Origin of the sequence: Photorhabdus laumondii subsp. laumondii, from assembly GCF_003343245.1 — a bacterium.
GTDB lineage: Bacteria > Pseudomonadota > Gammaproteobacteria > Enterobacterales > Enterobacteriaceae > Photorhabdus > Photorhabdus laumondii.
Genome location: NZ_CP024901.1, coordinates 3,320,219 through 3,338,246 on the forward strand (window position 1 = coordinate 3,320,219; position 18,028 = coordinate 3,338,246).

General features: G+C 42.7%; 16 protein-coding genes. 12 read left to right on the forward strand and 4 right to left on the reverse strand.

Annotated elements, in window-relative coordinates:
• From PluTT01m_RS14395 to folK, 4 genes are all read left to right on the forward strand, one after another.
• Positions 1 to 2,808: a condensation domain-containing protein gene (locus tag PluTT01m_RS14395; RefSeq protein ID WP_011147016.1), complete on the forward strand. Its 2,808-nt coding sequence runs from the start codon at positions 1 to 3 to the stop codon at positions 2,806 to 2,808.
• Between the two features lie 6 nt (positions 2,809 to 2,814).
• On the forward strand, positions 2,815 to 4,176 hold the full coding sequence (locus PluTT01m_RS14400) for a tetratricopeptide repeat protein (protein WP_011147017.1): 1,362 nt from the start codon (positions 2,815 to 2,817) through the stop codon (positions 4,174 to 4,176).
• A gap of 44 nt (positions 4,177 to 4,220) precedes the next feature.
• Entirely contained in the window at positions 4,221 to 4,985 is a 765-nt protein-coding gene (locus PluTT01m_RS14405) for a pteridine reductase (RefSeq protein WP_011147018.1), read from the forward strand.
• A gap of 80 nt (positions 4,986 to 5,065) precedes the next feature.
• Positions 5,066 to 5,608: a 2-amino-4-hydroxy-6-hydroxymethyldihydropteridine diphosphokinase gene (folK, locus tag PluTT01m_RS14410; RefSeq protein ID WP_011147019.1), complete on the forward strand. Its 543-nt coding sequence runs from the start codon at positions 5,066 to 5,068 to the stop codon at positions 5,606 to 5,608.
• Between the two features lie 218 nt (positions 5,609 to 5,826).
• Here folK and PluTT01m_RS14415 read toward each other — a convergent pair whose 3' ends face one another.
• Positions 5,827 to 6,222: a hypothetical protein gene (locus PluTT01m_RS14415; RefSeq protein ID WP_011147020.1), complete on the reverse strand. Its 396-nt coding sequence runs from the start codon at positions 6,220 to 6,222 to the stop codon at positions 5,827 to 5,829.
• Between the two features lie 119 nt (positions 6,223 to 6,341).
• A complete protein-coding gene (icd, locus tag PluTT01m_RS14420; RefSeq protein WP_011147021.1) occupies positions 6,342 to 7,595 on the reverse strand; it encodes an NADP-dependent isocitrate dehydrogenase in 1,254 nt (417 codons plus the stop codon).
• 139 nt (positions 7,596 to 7,734) lie between these two features.
• On the opposite strand from icd, the gene rluE reads away from it, so the two are divergent.
• The 8 genes from rluE (at position 7,735) to PluTT01m_RS14460 (ending at position 15,611) form a co-directional block, all read left to right on the forward strand.
• Entirely contained in the window at positions 7,735 to 8,364 is a 630-nt protein-coding gene (rluE, locus tag PluTT01m_RS14425; protein WP_041380117.1) for a 23S rRNA pseudouridine(2457) synthase RluE, read from the forward strand.
• Entirely contained in the window at positions 8,357 to 8,806 is a 450-nt protein-coding gene (locus PluTT01m_RS14430) for an NUDIX domain-containing protein (RefSeq protein WP_011147023.1), read from the forward strand. Before rluE ends, PluTT01m_RS14430 begins: the two co-directional genes overlap by 8 nt.
• 84 nt (positions 8,807 to 8,890) lie before the next feature.
• Positions 8,891 to 9,994, forward strand: coding sequence for a tRNA 2-thiouridine(34) synthase MnmA (mnmA, locus tag PluTT01m_RS14435; RefSeq protein ID WP_011147024.1), 1,104 nt, complete (start codon positions 8,891 to 8,893; stop codon positions 9,992 to 9,994).
• A 2-nt stretch (positions 9,995 to 9,996) separates the two neighbouring features.
• Positions 9,997 to 10,623, forward strand: a complete 627-nt coding sequence (hflD, locus tag PluTT01m_RS14440) for a high frequency lysogenization protein HflD (protein WP_011147025.1) — start codon at positions 9,997 to 9,999, stop codon at positions 10,621 to 10,623.
• 23 nt (positions 10,624 to 10,646) lie between these two features.
• Entirely contained in the window at positions 10,647 to 12,017 is a 1,371-nt protein-coding gene (gene purB / locus PluTT01m_RS14445; protein ID WP_011147026.1) for an adenylosuccinate lyase, read from the forward strand.
• Positions 12,018 to 12,254: 237 nt separating this feature from the next.
• A complete protein-coding gene (phoP, locus tag PluTT01m_RS14450) occupies positions 12,255 to 12,923 on the forward strand; it encodes a two-component system response regulator PhoP (RefSeq protein ID WP_011147027.1) in 669 nt (222 codons plus the stop codon).
• Positions 12,924 to 12,942: 19 nt separating this feature from the next.
• Positions 12,943 to 14,406 (forward strand): two-component system sensor histidine kinase PhoQ, encoded by a 1,464-nt coding sequence (gene phoQ / locus PluTT01m_RS14455; protein WP_011147028.1) that lies wholly within the window; start codon positions 12,943 to 12,945, stop codon positions 14,404 to 14,406.
• 83 nt (positions 14,407 to 14,489) lie between these two features.
• Positions 14,490 to 15,611: a ribosomal protein uL16 3-hydroxylase gene (locus PluTT01m_RS14460; RefSeq protein WP_011147029.1), complete on the forward strand. Its 1,122-nt coding sequence runs from the start codon at positions 14,490 to 14,492 to the stop codon at positions 15,609 to 15,611.
• A gap of 178 nt (positions 15,612 to 15,789) precedes the next feature.
• Here the strand turns inward: PluTT01m_RS14460 and pepT are convergent, their stop codons facing one another.
• Both pepT and cobB read right to left on the reverse strand, forming a co-directional pair.
• A complete protein-coding gene (gene pepT, locus PluTT01m_RS14465; RefSeq protein ID WP_011147030.1) occupies positions 15,790 to 17,055 on the reverse strand; it encodes a peptidase T in 1,266 nt (421 codons plus the stop codon).
• 55 nt (positions 17,056 to 17,110) lie between these two features.
• Entirely contained in the window at positions 17,111 to 17,962 is an 852-nt protein-coding gene (cobB, locus tag PluTT01m_RS14470; protein ID WP_011147031.1) for a Sir2 family NAD+-dependent deacetylase, read from the reverse strand.
• Positions 17,963 to 18,028 lie beyond the last annotated feature (66 nt).

The window sequence follows — 18,028 nt, forward strand, 5'->3', positions numbered from 1 at the left end:
ATGAAAAATACCATTATTCTTGAGAAGCTAAGCGCCAACGACGAGACAATGTTAATCTCAGAATGGTTGGTCGAAGAGGGAGATTATGTCACTGTCGGGCAAATGATCGCGAGGGTAGAAGCTTCCAAAGCCATAGTGGAAATCCATAGCCCTATGTCAGGATATCTGCTTAAGAGGTATCAAGCAGGAGATGAGGTTGCTGTAGGAAATGTTATCGCTGAAATCGTCCAAGAACCTACTTCCACCCCAACCAAGGAAGATCCCGACGCATCCATGTTCCAAGTGGATAGAAGCAACGCAACGGCCAGATTCTCTAAGGCCGCTACCGCATATCTCGAACACCACAGAATTAATCCTTCAAAACTGGGATTCAGCGGCCTCATAACTTTGGATTACCTCAGACAACATTTCGCTGTGGAAAAACACATTCAAAAGCCATTCACAACTACACTATTAGCTGACCCCCACGAATCGGATAAGATTTTATCATTAGTCGAAAATATCACGACTACGGAACCGATCGAAGTTTCGAAACAAGCTGAAATACGCATTCTCTCTGACGCTCAGAATGGCTCATTACCCAGTTCTATCACCGTGCAGTTCAATTCCATCAATCTACGGGAAAAATTGCGAAATGATACAAATTCCAGTGGACAAATTTTCCCTTATCTTTTGTGGATACTCGGTATTACACTGCAAGACTGGCCACAATTACGCTCTTATTATGAGAAACAACGGATTCATCGCTACAGCACAGTGAATATTGGCGTTGCAATTGACATGAATCATGGCCTGCGAGTCCCCGTGATTCGGCAAATAAATCAATTAGCATTGCCAAATGTGGAAGCCGCTGTCGCCGATTATGTCTGCCGATACCATGAAAACAAATTAAGCCTTGAAGATGTTACGGGAGCGACCTTTACCGTTTCCGACCTGTCTGGTCAGAATGTTCTTCATTTTCAGCCCATGTTAAATAAGCAGCAATGCGCCATCCTAGGAATCGGAGGTGATAAAGATCTTGAGGGATACCCCATGTCACTCACCTTAGTATTCGATCATAGAGTCATCACTGGTGCCATCGCAGCACAATTTTTAAATGACTTTAAACGAAGACTACTCACCAGCAATGCCACTAAATTACACTTATCCGATACAGAAGCTCAGCAACCGACCCCGGTTCACAATCGCTTTTCCCCGACAAATTTAAAATTAGCTGACGATATCAGCAATATTTGGCAATCGCAGCTTGAATGCCAAGGAGTGAATCCATCAGACAATTTCTTCAAACTCGGCGGTGACTCGATGAAGGCTGCCCACACGATATCGCAAGTCGCGGCTCATATTGCCGTTGCTGTACCTCTGCGATTGCTTTTCGAAAACCCCACCCTTCAAAAATTCACCCAGAAAATTACACAGCTGATTAATGAAACACCACGAAACATTGACGATCTTTTACCTGCGTCGCCGGATAACTACGCCACACTCTCTCTTCAACAAGAGAGATTACTCAAATTATGCGCTGATGGAGATCCCTCTGACTATAACCTTTTCCGCGCTTATCGGCTCATTGGTCATCTCGATAGAGAGGCATTAAGGCAAGCACTGCATCACCTAACAAAACGACACGAAATCCTTCGTAGCCGATTCGATTGGACCACCGCTTCATTGATTGGGTACTTTGAAGAAGATGCCGATCTGCCAATTGAGATAATTGACCTTTCTGCAATAACCAAAGAAGGTCAAGACGAACAATTAATGTCCGCCTTACAACGTAATTCACAATGTATCTGGCATGCAGGCGACTGGCTGTTTCACGTAAGCCTGATTCTTCTCAAAACAGACGAGCAGGTTTTAACACTTTGTCTACATCACTTGATTGCAGATGGTGAGTCTATTCGAATTCTCGCTGCCGAATTATCAACTTTCTATGCCCATGCATGCGGTGACAAATCAGTCGCTTTGCCAAAAGATCTACAACGACAATATCGCCACTATGCTAACTGGCAACAACAATATATCCGTGATGTATCTGTAAAACGTCAAATAAGTTACTGGAAACATAAAATGGAAGGTGCACCTTCCCTACTCGCTCTCCCTATATGCAATCAATCAGAAATCTATCAAACAAGATGTTCCGCATCAGAAGTGTTTCAGATCCCACAAGAGATTGGTGTCCTTGAATTCAGCCGCCATATAGGAGCCACACCCTATACGGTTCTTATGTCAGCTTGGGCAATTGTTCTTTCCCATTATTCATCCCAACAAGAAGTCGTTATTGGCACTGCGGCGGACAACAGACAACCGGAATATGGAAATAATCTCGGTTTCTTTGCAAACAATTGGGCTGCACGCATATTCGTTGAAGATACACAAGCATTCACATTACTGACTAAATCGATACGCCGAATCACTCTGGACGCAAAGGATAATATTGATTGGTCTTTCGGCACAATTGCCGATGCACTCGCTCCTTATGAAAAACACAAAGTACGATCACGCATCTTTCAGGTCATGTTAATCATGCTTCCCAACGCAAAATTGACCTTACGAAACATCGAGACCATACCCATGAACTTAGATATAGGGCGTGGCAGAGAACCTTTTGACGGTACAGTTTTAGATATGACGCTATGGATATCTGTAGAGCATGAAAATATATATGCAAAGCTAGTATATAACGTTGATCTCTTTCAACAGAAAACCGTGAAATCCATAGTTCGATCATTCACAGCAGTCCTTCGGAAAGCATGTTCGGAGAGCAGTATTACGCTGCTTAAACTTAAAGATACTTGTGAAACCATTGAGTAATCAAGCATGATACCAGCTCAAGAATTACACCGATTAGCACACGAAGCATTAAATCGTCAAGATTTCGAACACTGCGCCAAATATTGTTACACACAGCTCAGGGCTGCAAATGAACCGTATTGTCTGCAAGATGAAATCACTCTAGATTGTATTTATATGCTACTGTTTATACATGACATTTATAATCAACAATGCCATCTCCCTTTCACTGAGAAATGGACAAGACATGATCTATTCTCCTTGGCAGAAACTTATTATACTAAGAAAATATCACTTGATACGCATATTAAACTGAAAGTTCTCAAAGGAAAGTACCTCGCCAATACACAATCATCGGAAGCAGCCATCTTGGCAATACAAGATGCAGTCATTTTAGCTGAAAACAGTTGTACTCCCTATATCAAAGCCCTTGCATTAGCTGAATTAGGCCACAAGACTATGAAAATCAGCCTTAAGCATGGGAGAGAATTGATCCGGCAAGCCCACGATATCCTGCATCAGAGTCCAGTAAGTCATGAACTGTCATTGGAAAACCAAAGGCATATCCATTTTATTTCTTCGATACATGGAGTTTGCGAATTCGATTTTGGAAACTACGAAGCAGCAATGAAACATCTGTCCAAAGTTTACGAGTCAAGCCTGCACCTCGGCATCAAATTCGACATTTCCATCTTCTGCAACTACCTGGCACAAGTCCATATCAGTCTAGGAGATTATGAAACCGCTGAGTCGCTTCTACTCAGCTGCCTTGAATATTTCATCCCTGAGAAAACGCCACACGCATGGAATGCAAATAATCGTGCACTCCTTGGCAAGGTCTATATGGAATGGGGAAAATATGACAAGGCACGTGAACACCTCATAACAGGGTGGAAAGAGAGCAGATTAGCTCGCAGCTTACCGTTGATAACGCTTGTCAGAAATTACTATGCAGAATTTCTTTTACAACGAGAAAGTAGTCCGTCCAAACAAAATATCTCCTTGGCCGAAGAAATCTTGCAGGAAAATATCTCTGAAGCACACCAAGCGGGAATATATCGTAGCGAAATCCTTTCTTTATCGCTTATGGGACAAATTTCCCTCAGCCGAAATGACTTTGACGCCGCCAAAAAATATAGCCAATCTGCTATTGATATGCTCATTCACATGGGATGGCTACCCGCTCTCCGCGCACAGGAGATCTACATGAACCACTATACCGTAGCAATCAGCTGTGGAGATATGGAGCAGGAAAAATACTGGTTATCGGAAGCTTATAATGTGGTAATGAGTATAGCTCGTCGTATTCTTGATGATACCAGACGCCTTTCATTTTTAAATCGGGTAAAAATCAATGAAATGATTGTTCACAAATATATGGAAACTTAATTTATCTGTATTCGTGAGATCTACTTTAATGACGGAAAATCAATATGAAAAATGAACATTCTACATCAATGCGAAAGCGACGAGTTGCACTGATCACGGGTGCTGCCAGAAGATTAGGCGCGGTTATCGCAAAAACATTGCATGCTGAGGGATTCAATATAGTGGTACACTGTAATACATCCCAATTAGAGGCCAACCAACTCGTTCAGGAATTAAATTCGATACGAGCCCAATCTACAATATCCGTGCAAGCCGATCTGAGTAATTTATGCAATTGTGAACCCATCATAAATGCAGCAATAAGCGAATGGGGACAATTGGATATATTAGTCAATAATGCCTCAACCTATTACCCAACAGAAATTGGATCTGTTTCCCATAGCCAATGGCATGATTTGGTCGATATTAATCTAAAAATACCGTTTTTTCTGATCCAAACTGCCATGCCTTGGCTGCATCAGGTTCGTGGGAACATAGTCAATATTGTAGATATCAATGCTAAGCGTCCTCTAAAAGGATATCCTGTCTATTGTGCTGCAAAAGCGGGCCTCGCACTACTCACAGAAGCCCTCGCTTTAGAGTTAGCACCCAATATCCGGGTGAATGGCGTTGCTCCGGGAACGATCATGTGGCCTGAAAAAAGTAATAAATTGGACGATAACGAAAAATTCACCACTTTGAAAAAAATCCCCCTTGGCCGAATTGGTGATGGCAAAGACATCGCTGAGGCGGTACGATTTCTTGCAATTTCAGAGTATATTACAGGTCACATCATCAGGATCGATGGCGGTGCAATACTTTCCAGATAAAAGTTCCACGCTAGCAACATACGGTTTCATGATGGAATAATAAGTGTCAGGTGATTTAATTTTTTGCGAGTAAATATGATATGAAGCACGAAAAAGTCATAGCAGCAGTAGCAATTGGAAGTAATCTTAGTCAGCCTTATTACAACTTGTTAACAGCAGAAAATCATTTGCTGGCATTGAAGGAAAGTACAAACTTCCGATTTAGTCCGATATATAAAACAGCACCGATTGACAGTACAGGAGCACCAGACTACTTGAATGCCGTTGTTGTCTTTGAAACATCGCTAACACCGGTCGTTTTGCTCACCGAATTGCTAAGTATTGAAACTCTCAACGGCAGGAAACGCTCGTTTGTCAATGCTCCTCGAACGCTGGATCTTGATTTACTCTTATACGGAGACAAGGTTATATCTACGGAGAACCTGATTGTTCCTCATCCGAGGTTTCATAAGCGCTTCTTTGTTTTGACACCACTCAATGACTTATTACCTGAAACACAACATCCACTCCTTAAAGCATCGATTAATGAACTTGAGCAAAGATTGCAAACACTGTATGAAAAAGAGAAATATATATCTCATTTCGACCAAACATTTCGATCTGTTTCTACTAACATTCATTAGAAAAGGGCCAAAAACGACACATTGTTATCAATCAAATTTCTGTGTATTAACATGAATGATTCATAAATATGAATATGGCTTCATAATAATGGGTTATTAGAGCAAAGGAATTCAACACAGCTCAGACCGTTTCAGTGTGAGCTGGAAAACACCGTAGCAAAAGGGATGAAATAATGGATAGAAGAATGAGTTAGCAGTAACTTGCAGGAGATTGCAAGTTACTGGATAACAGCAGCCGCCTTAAAAATATATTCTTTGAATAGCAACGCCAGTGCCGCCGCAACAATAAACCATTGAAGTCGATCAAATTTACCTTCAAGTTTATCAAAACGTTTATCTATAGATTCAAAACGTTTATCCATAACATCGAAACGTTTATCTATAGATTCGAAGCGTCTATCTATTAATTCGAATCGCTTCTCAACAGATTCAAAGCGTTTATCAATAGATTCGAAACACTTATCAAGTGATGCAAAGTTAACCTCGGTCTCACGGCGCAGATTATCAACACTTTCCTGAGTTGCAAGATGTTGCATATTCTGCCCTCGGTGTAAGAGAGCATTCAGTACATCGCTCGTATTAAACTCTATTTTTTTATCATCTGAGCCACTCATTTTTTACTCCCTCTCTCTATTAGACAGAACGAATATTACTTTCAGTATACACTCACTGGCAAAATTTAGAAAACCCCACGGAAGCATTAGCTACCGTGAAGTCTTCGCAAGATGACAGATTACATATGCTGAATAATCGCGTCACCAAATTCACTGCATTTCAGCAGCTTAGCCCCTTCCATCAGACGTTCGAAATCATAAGTCACAGTCTTCGCGGCAATCGCGCCTTCCATACCTTTAACAATCAGATCTGCGGCTTCTGTCCACCCCATATGGCGTAACATCATCTCAGCGGAAAGAATCACAGAACCTGGATTCACCTTATCCTGACCGGCATATTTAGGTGCTGTACCATGAGTCGCTTCAAACAGAGCACATTCATCACCGATATTTGCTCCCGGAGCGATACCGATACCACCAACCTGAGCAGCTAGTGCATCAGAAATATAGTCACCATTCAGGTTCATACAGGCAATAACATCATATTCAGCAGGACGCAGCAGAATCTGTTGTAAAAACGCATCTGCGATGACATCTTTGACAATGATCTCTTTACCGTTTTTCGGATTCTTAATTTTTACCCAAGGACCACCATCCAACAGTTCACCGCCGAACTCTTCACGAGCAAGCTGATAACCCCAATCTTTGAAAGCACCTTCGGTGAACTTCATAATGTTGCCTTTGTGAACCAGAGTGACAGATTCACGGTCATTATCAATTGCGTATTCGATGGCAGCACGAACTAAGCGTTTAGTGCCCTCTTCAGAACAGGGTTTCACACCGATACCACATTGCTGTGGGAAACGGATTTTATTCACGCCCATCTCTTCTTGCAGGAATTTGATCACTTTATCCGCTTCAACAGACCCCGCTTTCCATTCAATACCGGCGTAAATATCTTCCGCGTTTTCACGGAAAATAACCATATCGGTCAATTCAGGTTGTTTGACCGGGCTTGGCGTTCCCTGATAATAACGAACAGGACGCAGGCAAACATACAGATCTAATTGCTGGCGCAATGCTACGTTCAGAGAACGAATGCCGCCACCAACTGGCGTCGTCAGAGGGCCTTTAATGGCGACGCGATATTCACGGATCAGATCCAACGTTTCATCCGGCAACCAAACATCTTTACCGTATACATGAGTCGATTTTTCACCGGTGTAGATTTCCATCCAGGAAATTTTACGCTCACCCTGATAGGCTTTCTGAACCGCTGCATCGACAACTTTCAACATTGCAGGGGTAACATCGACACCAATCCCATCCCCTTCGATATAAGGGATGACCGGGTTATTCGGAACAACCAGTTTACCTTTAGCGTCGACTGTTATTTTTTTACCTTCCGCCGGAATAACTACTTTGCTTTCCATTAACCTCTCCTTTCAAGTAAGCGTAATACCTTGTTAATTTTTTGTAAGGGACGTGTCAATACTACTTGAATATTCTGCAAACGCCAATTGATAGCAGATTAATGTATAATGCCCCTTCCATTTTATTCAGTGATCTATGATGACAAATATCGCTATTAAAAAACACAAACTTAACCGATTCAGCCAAAGAAAAATATCGCATTCTGTCAAAAAACCAATAGAACCTCGTCGAGTGTTGATATTTAACAAACCTTATGATGTTTTACCCCAATTCACTGATGAAATGGGCAGAACAACGTTAAAAGATTTTATCCCGTTCCCTAATGTGTATGCTGCCGGGCGTTTAGATCGTGACAGTGAAGGATTACTAATTCTGACGAATGACGGTAAACTTCAAGCACAGCTAACCCAACCGCATAAAAAAACAGCCAAAGTTTATTATGTGCAAGTTGAAGGCGTTCCCGATGAAATCTCTCTCGATAAGTTACGCAATGGCATCATATTAAAAGATGGGCCTACCCTACCCGCAGGTGTCGAGTTAGTTCATGAACCGACATGGCTCTGGAGTCGCCATCCACCGATTCGTGAACGTAAAAATATTCCGGTAAGCTGGTTAAAAATAACACTTTATGAAGGCCGAAATCGTCAAGTGCGCAGAATGACAGCACATATCGGTTTTCCTACACTTCGGCTGATTCGTTTTAGTATGGGAAACTTACCATTAGGCAAGATGAAACCCGGTGAATGGAAGGAGATTAATTTTGTTTAGCCCCCACATCACAGTTGCCTGTATTGTCCATGCCCAAAATAAATTCCTGGTCGTTGAAGAGACAATTAATGGCAAAGCATTATGGAATCAACCCGCTGGTCATCTTGAGGCTGGTGAAACATTGTTACAAGCGGCGGAACGCGAATTATGGGAAGAAGCCGGGATTCAGGCTAAGCCGCAAGCACTGCTGAAAGTTCATCAGTGGGTTGCACCAGACGGCACCCCCTTTATCCGTTTTCTGTTTCTGGTTGAAATGGAACAACAAACCGTACCCCATCCGCAAGACCGTGATATTGATTGTTGCCATTGGGTTACAGCAGAACAAATATTCAGTAGCCATTATCTTCGTTCTCCACTCGTCGCAGAAAGTATTCGCTGTTACCTGCAAAACGAAAAGCATCCTCTCACTCTACTGGATAGTTATGTTTCTCCGTTTATTTAATGGCAAAACAGTGATACGTTTGATGCACCCCGATTTGCAACGTGTTAAAGTACGGCGCTTGTTTTTTTCTCCAGTGAGATTCCCATGTCAGATAACAGCCAGAAAAAAGTCATTGTCGGCATGTCCGGCGGTGTAGACTCCTCCGTTTCCGCCTATTTGCTACAACAGCAAGGTTATCAAGTGGCTGGCTTGTTCATGAAGAATTGGGAAGAAGATGATGATGAAGAGTACTGTTCAGCCGCGACTGATCTGGCTGATGCCCAATCCGTTTGCGATAAGTTGGGCATCGAACTTCATACCGTCAATTTTGCTGCCGAATATTGGGATAATGTTTTCGAACATTTTCTTGCTGAATATCGAGCAGGCAGAACACCTAACCCAGATATTCTATGTAACAAAGAAATTAAGTTTAAAGCATTTCTGGAATTCGCTGCTGAGGATTTAAACGCGGATTACATCGCAACAGGTCACTATGTTCGCCGCAGAGATATTAACGGTAAAAGCCAATTATTGCGTGGGCTGGATAATAATAAAGACCAAAGCTACTTCTTATACACGTTAAGCCACCAGCAAATTGCTCAAAGCCTATTTCCGGTCGGTGAACTGGAAAAACCAGAGGTTCGTCGTATCGCTGAAAAAATCGGTCTGGTGACGGCAAAGAAAAAAGATTCCACCGGTATCTGTTTTATTGGCGAGCGCAAATTCCGTGACTTCCTTGGCCGTTATTTACCCGCCAAACCTGGCCCGATTATGACAGTAGATGGAGAATCCCTTGGTGAACATCAGGGGCTGATGTACCACACATTGGGTCAACGTAAAGGTCTGGGAATCGGTGGAACGAAAGAAGGCAGCGAAGAGCCGTGGTATGTCATAGATAAAGACGTTCAGAACAACATCCTGATCGTGGCACAGGGGCATGAACACCCCCGTTTAATGTCTACCGGCCTTATTGCTCAGCAACTTTACTGGGTTGACAGACAGACATTAACTGAAAAAATCCATTGCGTCGTCAAAACACGTTATCGTCAGCAAGATATTCCTTGCTCTGTCACCCCTATAAGCGAAGATAAAATAGAAGTCCATTTTGCTAATCCTGTCGCCGCAGTCACCCCCGGCCAATCAGCCGTCTTTTATCAGGGTGAAGTTTGTCTTGGCGGTGGAGTGATCGAACAACGTTTGCAGGAGTAATTGTGGCAAAGAATCATTACAACATTACACTAGCGCTGGCGGGAATTTGCCAGTCAGGTCGCTTGGTACAACAACTGTCTCATGAAAACCAGTGTGATACTGATGCTGTTACCACCATGGTTAATAGCATTTTAAACACCAACCCGGCATCTGTTTTAGATGTGTTCGGCAATCATGAACGCAATCTGAAAATTGGGCTGAACGCAATGCTAGGGATGTTTAATAGCTCTAACAATGGTATTTCTGCCGATCTTACCCGCTATATCTTGAGTCTGATAGCATTGGAGCGCCGGCTAATGAAAAATCAGGCAGCTTCCGATGCATTGGGTAACCGTATCAGTTTACTTGAACGTCAACAGGCATATTTCGAACCCATGTCAGAAGGGATGTTCAATGCGTTGGCCGGTATTTATGTCGATGTTATCAGCCCATTAGGTCCACGCATCCAAGTGACTGGTTCCCCTGATATCCTGCGCAATCCACTGGTACAAGCGAAAGTCCGGGCTATTTTACTGGCTGGCGTCCGTTGCGCGGTCTTATGGCAACAAGTTGGCGGTGGTCGCTTGCAATTAATGTTTTCTCGTCAACGTCTGATCCAACAGGCGAAAGATATTCTTTCTCATTGTTAAATAAAATCCGGGAGTTGCTACCAATGGAATTATCCTCACTGACTGCTGTTTCTCCGATCGATGGCCGTTACGGCGATAAAGTCAGCGTATTACGTACCATTTTTAGTGAGTTTGGCTTACTGAAATTCCGCGTACAGGTTGAAGTACGTTGGCTGCAAAAACTGGCAGAATGTGCTGAAATTAAAGAAGTTCCCGCGTTTGATACAGACGCAAACGCTTACCTGAATGAAATTATCGCAAATTTCAATGAACAGGATGCAATGCGTATTAAAACTATCGAACGCACCACTAACCACGATGTCAAAGCAGTGGAATATTTTCTGAAAGAGAAAGTTGCACATATTCCTGCACTACATCAAGTTTCTGAGTTTATTCACTTTGCCTGTACTTCTGAAGATATTAACAATCTAGCTTATGCGCTGATGCTACAAACCGCCCGAGAAGAAGTACTTTTACCCCAATGGCGTCAGATGATTGATACCATCAAAAAAATGGCGAGTGAATATCGAGACTTACCACTGTTATCTCGCACTCACGGCCAACCAGCCACACCTTCCACGGTTGGTAAAGAGTTTGCCAATGTTGCTCACCGGATGGAACGCCAGTATCGCCAACTGGAACAAGTCGAAATACTCGGTAAAATTAATGGTGCCGTAGGTAACTATAATGCCCATATAGCCGCTTACCCACAGGTTGATTGGCATCAGTTTAGTGAAACTTTTGTGACTTCACTCGGCATCAAATGGAATCCATACACGACCCAAATCGAACCCCATGATTATATTGCTGAATTGTTCGATACTATCGCCCGTTTCAACACGATTCTGATCGATTTTGACCGTGACATTTGGGGTTACATCGCACTTAACCATTTCAAACAGAAAACGGTTGCCGGTGAAATCGGTTCTTCCACTATGCCACACAAAGTCAATCCAATTGATTTTGAAAACTCGGAAGGCAATTTGGGGCTGGCAAATGCGGTATTTGGTCATCTGGCAAGCAAGTTACCGATTTCCCGTTGGCAACGAGATCTGACTGATTCAACTGTATTGCGTAACCTTGGAGTTGGCCTGGGATATGCTCTGATCGCTTATCAATCTACGATGAAAGGCTTAAATAAGTTAGAAGTCAATGAGCAGCACCTGCTGGATGAGCTAGATAAAAACTGGGAAGTGCTGGCTGAACCTATCCAGACAGTGATGCGTCGCTATGGTATCGAAAAGCCTTATGAAAAACTCAAAGAACTTACCCGCGGTAAACGCGTCAACGGTGAAGGAATGAAAACCTTTATCGATGGACTGGATTTACCGGAAGAAGAGAAAATACGATTGAAAGCCATGACGCCAGCAAATTATATTGGCCGTGCAATCACACTGGTTGATGAATTGAAGTAGTTGATATTCAACAGACGGATAAAACATCCGTCTGTTGCTATCCTTATATAAACCAATCCCAAACATACTCTAAAGTTATATTCTCTATTTCCACTTAACGTCTTGCTGTTACAGATCCATGTATCTAACATACTCAGCAGAACCATGACATTGAATTTTTTACTGGCAGTTTTGTCTATATAATAGTCCGAATGAATTGATTATTACAATAACTGCCTGCTGGAGAGGAATTATTCCATGCGGATATTGATCGTTGAAGACAACATGTTACTGCGTCACCATCTAACGGTACAGCTTCGTGACACCGGTCATCTAGTTGATGCCGCTGCAAACGCCAAAGAAGCCGATTACTATCTGGTCGAGAGCGAACCCGATATTGCCATTGTTGATCTTGGTTTGCCCGGAGAAGATGGTTTGAGTTTGATCCGTCGCTGGCGCCAAAAAGATGAAAAACTCCCCATTCTTGTTTTGACCGCCCGCGAAAGCTGGCAAGAAAAAGTCACGGTTCTTGATGCAGGAGCAGATGATTATGTTACCAAGCCCTTTCATCTTGAGGAAATTATTGCCCGTATGCAGGCACTCCTACGCCGTAATAATGGGCTGGTTTCTCAGATTATTGAATTCCCACCTTTCAAAATCGATCTGTCACGCAAGGAATTTACAGTTTACGGGGAGAGCGTCAAACTAACGGCGTTTGAATACCGAATCATTGAAATACTGATGTGTAATAGCGATAAAGTTGTCACTAAAGAGTCATTAATGCGCCAATTATATCCCGATGCTGAACTGCGCGAAGGTCACTCCATCGATGTCTTAATCGGCCGACTAAGAAAAAAAATATTAGATATTTGGCCTTATGAAGCTATCGTGACTGTCCGGGGCCAAGGCTATCGCTTCGATGTGTAAAACTTTCATAGGTAAAAAAGTGCTTAAGCACAAAAAGCAGCCTTTCTCACTCCGTACCCGGTTTTTAATGGCAACTGCTGCGGTTATTCTTGCTCTTACCATGTCTTACGGTATTGTTGCCATTGTCGGTTACCTGGTCAGTTTTGATAAAACTGCTTATACACTGCTACGTAGTCAGAGTAATCTATTTTTCAGCCTTGCTCAGTGGAATAACAATCAGCTAGATATTTCAGTCCCCCCCAATTTCACACTGAATAACCCATCATTGGTTCTGATTTATAACAACAAAGGTGCCATCCTCTGGCGTCAACACCATATCCCAAAAGTCGAAAACTCTATTCCTAGTGAATGGTTAAAAGAAGACGGTTTATATGAACTAGATACTGACCTAAAAAGCAGCCGGGATTTGCTAAAAAACTCGGCTAACACACAAGGACAATTAGGTAAACTTAATTCACTTGACGAAAATGAAGATAATGAGCTAACTCACTCCGTCTCTGTCAACAGATATAGTGCAACAGCTCATTTGCCAGCGTTAACCATTGTCGTCATCGATACCATTCCACAGGATTTACAAAAAACAGTTCTAGTGTGGGAATGGTTCGGTTATGTATTGATTGCCAATCTTATTCTGGTTATCCCATTAATCTGGCTGGCCGCACACTGGAGTTTACGGCCAATTAAATCGCTTATTCATCAGATCAGTTCATTAGAAAAAGGTGAGCGGGAAAAATTGGATGAAAATCCACCAACAGAGCTGCGGGGGCTAGTTCGTAACCTTAATGTGTTGCTCAATAATGAACGCAATCGCTATACAAAATACCGAACAACACTGGCTGATCTGACACACAGCTTGAAAACGCCACTGGCTGTTTTACAATCAACTCTCCGTTCTTTGCGTGACAGCAAACAAATGACTATTCAACAGGCAGAACCTATCATGCTTGAGCAAATTGGCCGTATTTCTCAGCAGATAGGCTATTATCTGCATCGTGCCAGTATGCGCAGTGAACACAGTACTATTATGCGGAAAGTCTCTTCTGTTCCTGCTTTACTAGATAGCCTATGCAGCGCTTTAACAAAAGTCTATCAGCGTAAAAGTGTCAGTCTCACGTTAGATGTCTCACCGGAGATCACCTGGCTTGGTGAGAAAAATGACTTTATGGAAGTCATGGGTAATGTGTTGGAAAACGCCTGTAAGTACTGCCTTAAATTTGTTGAGATCTCTGTGACGATTGATCACGATTCGGTAATGATTATTGTCGACGACGATGGTCCAGGGGTGCCAATTGAAAAATGGGACATCATTTTCCAACGAGGTCAACGTGTTGATACTTTGAAGCCTGGTCAAGGGCTTGGATTGTCAATTGCTTCTGAAATTATCGAACAATATAAAGGTGATATCAGTATCAGTGACAGTCCACTTGGTGGTGCCAGAATTTGCGTTATATTCCGATGCCAGCAAATTAATGATGATGATTAGTTAAATATGCCAGTGTAGTCTGATACTGAGTTTAACTATTCGTTATAATACCCTGAAATTCACTTCACACTCAGGATGTCACTATGGACTATCAGTTGAATCTGGACTGGCAGGCATTTTTGCATAATCATTGGCAAAAACGGCCTTTACTGATTAAACAAGGCTTCCGTCAATTCATTGATCCCCTTACTCCCGATGAACTCGCGGGGCTGGCTATGGAAAATGAAGTTGACTGCCGTCTGGTCAGCCAGAAAAATGGCCGTTGGGATGTCTCTCATGGTCCATTCGAAAGTTACGATCATTTAGGTGAAAAAGAGTGGTCACTGCTGGTACAAGCGGTTAATCACTGGCACCGTCCTTCCGCCGCATTAATGCAACCATTCCGCGTATTATCTGACTGGCGGATAGATGATCTGATGGTCTCCTTCTCCGTTCCCGGTGGTGGTGTTGGTCCGCATCTAGACCAATACGATGTGTTTATCATTCAAGGAATGGGCCGCCGTCGCTGGCGCGTTGGGGAAAAGCTACCAATGGAACAACGCTGCCCTCACCCCGATCTATTACAGGTCGATCCCTTTAGTGCCGTTATTGACGAAGAGATGGAACCAGGCGATATCCTCTATATCCCACCAGGATTTCCTCATGAAGGTTATTCCATCGAAGATTCACTAAATTATTCAGTTGGTTTCCGCGCCCCCAATTCCCGTGAACTGTTCAGTAGCTTCGCCGATTATGTGCTGGCTAATGATTTAGGCAGCTATCGTTATAGCGATGCCGATCTGACTTTCCGCGAAAATCCGGCGCTGGTCCAGCCGCATGAATTATCAGCGCTACACACCATGATGAACGAGTTATTGGCACAGCCTGACACTTTCCAACAATGGTTTGGTGAATTCATTTCTCAGTCACGGCATGAACTTGATATTGCGCCACCAGAGCCACCTTATGAAAGTGATGAAATTTATGAATTAATGAAACAAGGTGAAAATCTCCACCGTCTTAACGGATTACGGGTTATCAGGGTTGGTGATCAGTGCTTTGTTAACGGTGAATTAATAGATACACCTCATATTAAAGCGGCTGATGTTCTTTGCTGCCATTATGAAATTAATGCAGAAATGCTTGGTGAAGCGATAGATGATGTTCGTTTTATCAGACTGCTCACTGCATTGGTCAATAGTGGTTACTGGTACTTTAATGATTGATACCTCATCCCAAGAGGTTGATTTCAATAATATTGATTTTCTCCCCACTAAATCACAAGTGATTATAGTGGGGACTTCTTAAGTTCGCTTCGCTCTCAATTAGCATTCAGGAAGGAAAATTCCGCAGAGTTTGTTAAGAACTGGTAGTGCCAGGGTTTGCCGTTAATATCCGATCAAATTAACTCCTACTGCAAAACGCCTGACTCATTTCCGACTTTTTAGACAACAGTGCGGTTAATTCAGCAATGCGCATAACAACACTGACAGCCTGTTCCATTCCTTCCAACGAAACAAATTCATGTTTGCCATGATAATTATACCCCCCCATGAATATATTCGGGCAAGGTAAACCACGAAACGACAATTGTGCGCCATGAGTACCGCCACGAATCGGTTTAATAATGGGTTCAATATTACAATCCAGCATTGCCTGTTTGGCAATCTCAATAACATGCGGATATTTGATAACTTCATCATGCATGTTGTAATAATTGTCATCGATAGTCAGTTCGATATAACAACCAGGATGCAATCCCTCACCGGCTTTTTCAGCAATTTTAATCATCTTCTTTTTACGTTCTTCGAAGTTATTCCGATCAAAATCACGAATGATATAGTGCATTTCAGCACACTCAACTGTGCCTTTAATACGTTGCAAATGATAGAAGCCTTCATACCCATCGGTATGTTCCGGTGTCTCTTCCGATGGCAATGCTTGATGGATATGGATCGCCAGTGATAAAGCATTGATCATCACATTCTTAGCACTACCAGAGTGAACATTATTACCAACAATCTTAACGGTTACTACCGCCGCATTGAAATTTTCAAATGCCAGTTCACCTACACCACCACCATCTACGGTATATGCCCACTCAGCATCAAATGAATTAATATCAAAATAGCGTGCTCCCTTACCTATCTCCTCATCAGGTGTAAACGCAATCCGAATATCACCATGTAAGATATTGCTATTTTTCAGACGAACCATTGCAGTAATGATTTCTGCAATACCCGCTTTATCATCGGCACCAAGCAACGTTTTACCATCGGTGGTAATCAGTGTTTTCCCCAACATATTATGCAAAATAGGAAACATAACCGGTGATAACACTTCATTACCCGCCCCCAGCGCAATTTCACCACCTCGATAATTTTCCAACATTTGTGGACTTATATTTTTTCCAGAAAAATCAGGTGAAGTATCAAGGTGAGCAATAAAACCGATAGCAGGTACAGGCCAAGATGTATTGGCAGGTAATGTTGCCATAACACAGCCATGAGCATCCTGTACCACATTGGAAAAACCTAATTCGATCAACTCCTGTTTCAGCGCTTTGGCGAGTTCGAGCTGCCCATGACTACTGGGAATCGTCTTCGCTGACGGCTTTGACTGAGTATCAAAAGATATGTATTTAAAAAAACGTTCTAGTAATCTGTCCATTATTCTCTTCCCCCAGGGATTTTGTTACCCATTATGAGGAAGAGAAACACAATAATTATTGCGTCAAATCAGCTTTAAATTCTTTAATACTATCAATTAACCTTCGAGCATACTCATCGACTATCTTACTGGCTGGTCCATAATGCTTTTCATCAAATAAACTTTCTACCTGACTCGGTTCTAAGTTCAGCTCTACCGTGTGCGCCCCTGCCAGTTTAGCTTCATGTACAAATCCAGCCGCAGGATAAACATGGCCAGAAGTGCCAATAGCGATAAAAATATCTGCCTGAGCCAGTGCAGAATAGATCTGTTCCATCTCCAAAGGCATTTCACCAAACCAAACAACATGTGGGCGCAATGGTGAAGGGAACTGACAACAATGGCAACGTTCATCTGTCGTTAAATCGTCTGTCCACTCAAACACTTGCCCAGATTGGCAACAACGAATTTTGAACAACTCACCATGCATATGCACCGTGCGATAGCTACCCGCCCGCTCATGAAGATCATCGATATTCTGAGTAATCAACAAAAAATTATCGCCAAGTTCATGCTCCAGCGCGGCTAAAGCATAATGCGCTACGTTCGGTTTTATCTCTGATTGCTGAAGTTGATGACGCCGAGCATTATAAAATGCCTGCACCAATTCTGGATCCTTCTGAAAACCTTCAGGTGTAGCAACATCTTCCACCCGATGTTCTTCCCACAACCCATCAGAGGAACGGAAAGTCCGAATACCCGATTCGGCCGAAATACCGGCTCCTGTCAATACCACGATGTAAGGTTTTTTCATATTAAGCGCCAATCGATTGTCCCTATAAAAAATCCGGCTACGAAATCTCTGATGCCTCAAACGCTTAACCTTACGAAGCCGGCCAAGCCGACTAAGCCGACGACGAACTCGCATACTGATTTCCTTCAAGATTTCTTAAATGTTGCTTAGGTTTCTATTTTTTATACCATAACGTTTTGA

Excerpts from the sequence above, each read along its gene's own strand:
- PluTT01m_RS14395 (WP_011147016.1), top strand. The coding sequence starts at position 1 with ATGAAAAATACCATTATTCTTGAGAAGCTAAGCGCCAACGACGAGACA.
- PluTT01m_RS14400 (WP_011147017.1), top strand. The coding sequence starts at position 2,815 with ATGATACCAGCTCAAGAATTACACCGATTAGCACACGAAGCATTAAAT.
- PluTT01m_RS14405 (WP_011147018.1), top strand. The coding sequence starts at position 4,221 with ATGAAAAATGAACATTCTACATCAATGCGAAAGCGACGAGTTGCACTG.
- folK (WP_011147019.1), top strand. The coding sequence starts at position 5,066 with ATGAAGCACGAAAAAGTCATAGCAGCAGTAGCAATTGGAAGTAATCTT.
- PluTT01m_RS14415 (WP_011147020.1), bottom strand. The coding sequence starts at position 6,222 with ATGAGTGGCTCAGATGATAAAAAAATAGAGTTTAATACGAGCGATGTA.
- icd (WP_011147021.1), bottom strand. The coding sequence starts at position 7,595 with ATGGAAAGCAAAGTAGTTATTCCGGCGGAAGGTAAAAAAATAACAGTC.
- rluE (WP_041380117.1), top strand. The coding sequence starts at position 7,735 with ATGACAAATATCGCTATTAAAAAACACAAACTTAACCGATTCAGCCAA.
- mnmA (WP_011147024.1), top strand. The coding sequence starts at position 8,891 with ATGTCAGATAACAGCCAGAAAAAAGTCATTGTCGGCATGTCCGGCGGT.
- purB (WP_011147026.1), top strand. The coding sequence starts at position 10,647 with ATGGAATTATCCTCACTGACTGCTGTTTCTCCGATCGATGGCCGTTAC.
- phoP (WP_011147027.1), top strand. The coding sequence starts at position 12,255 with ATGCGGATATTGATCGTTGAAGACAACATGTTACTGCGTCACCATCTA.
- PluTT01m_RS14460 (WP_011147029.1), top strand. The coding sequence starts at position 14,490 with ATGGACTATCAGTTGAATCTGGACTGGCAGGCATTTTTGCATAATCAT.
- pepT (WP_011147030.1), bottom strand. The coding sequence starts at position 17,055 with ATGGACAGATTACTAGAACGTTTTTTTAAATACATATCTTTTGATACT.
- cobB (WP_011147031.1), bottom strand. The coding sequence starts at position 17,962 with ATGCGAGTTCGTCGTCGGCTTAGTCGGCTTGGCCGGCTTCGTAAGGTT.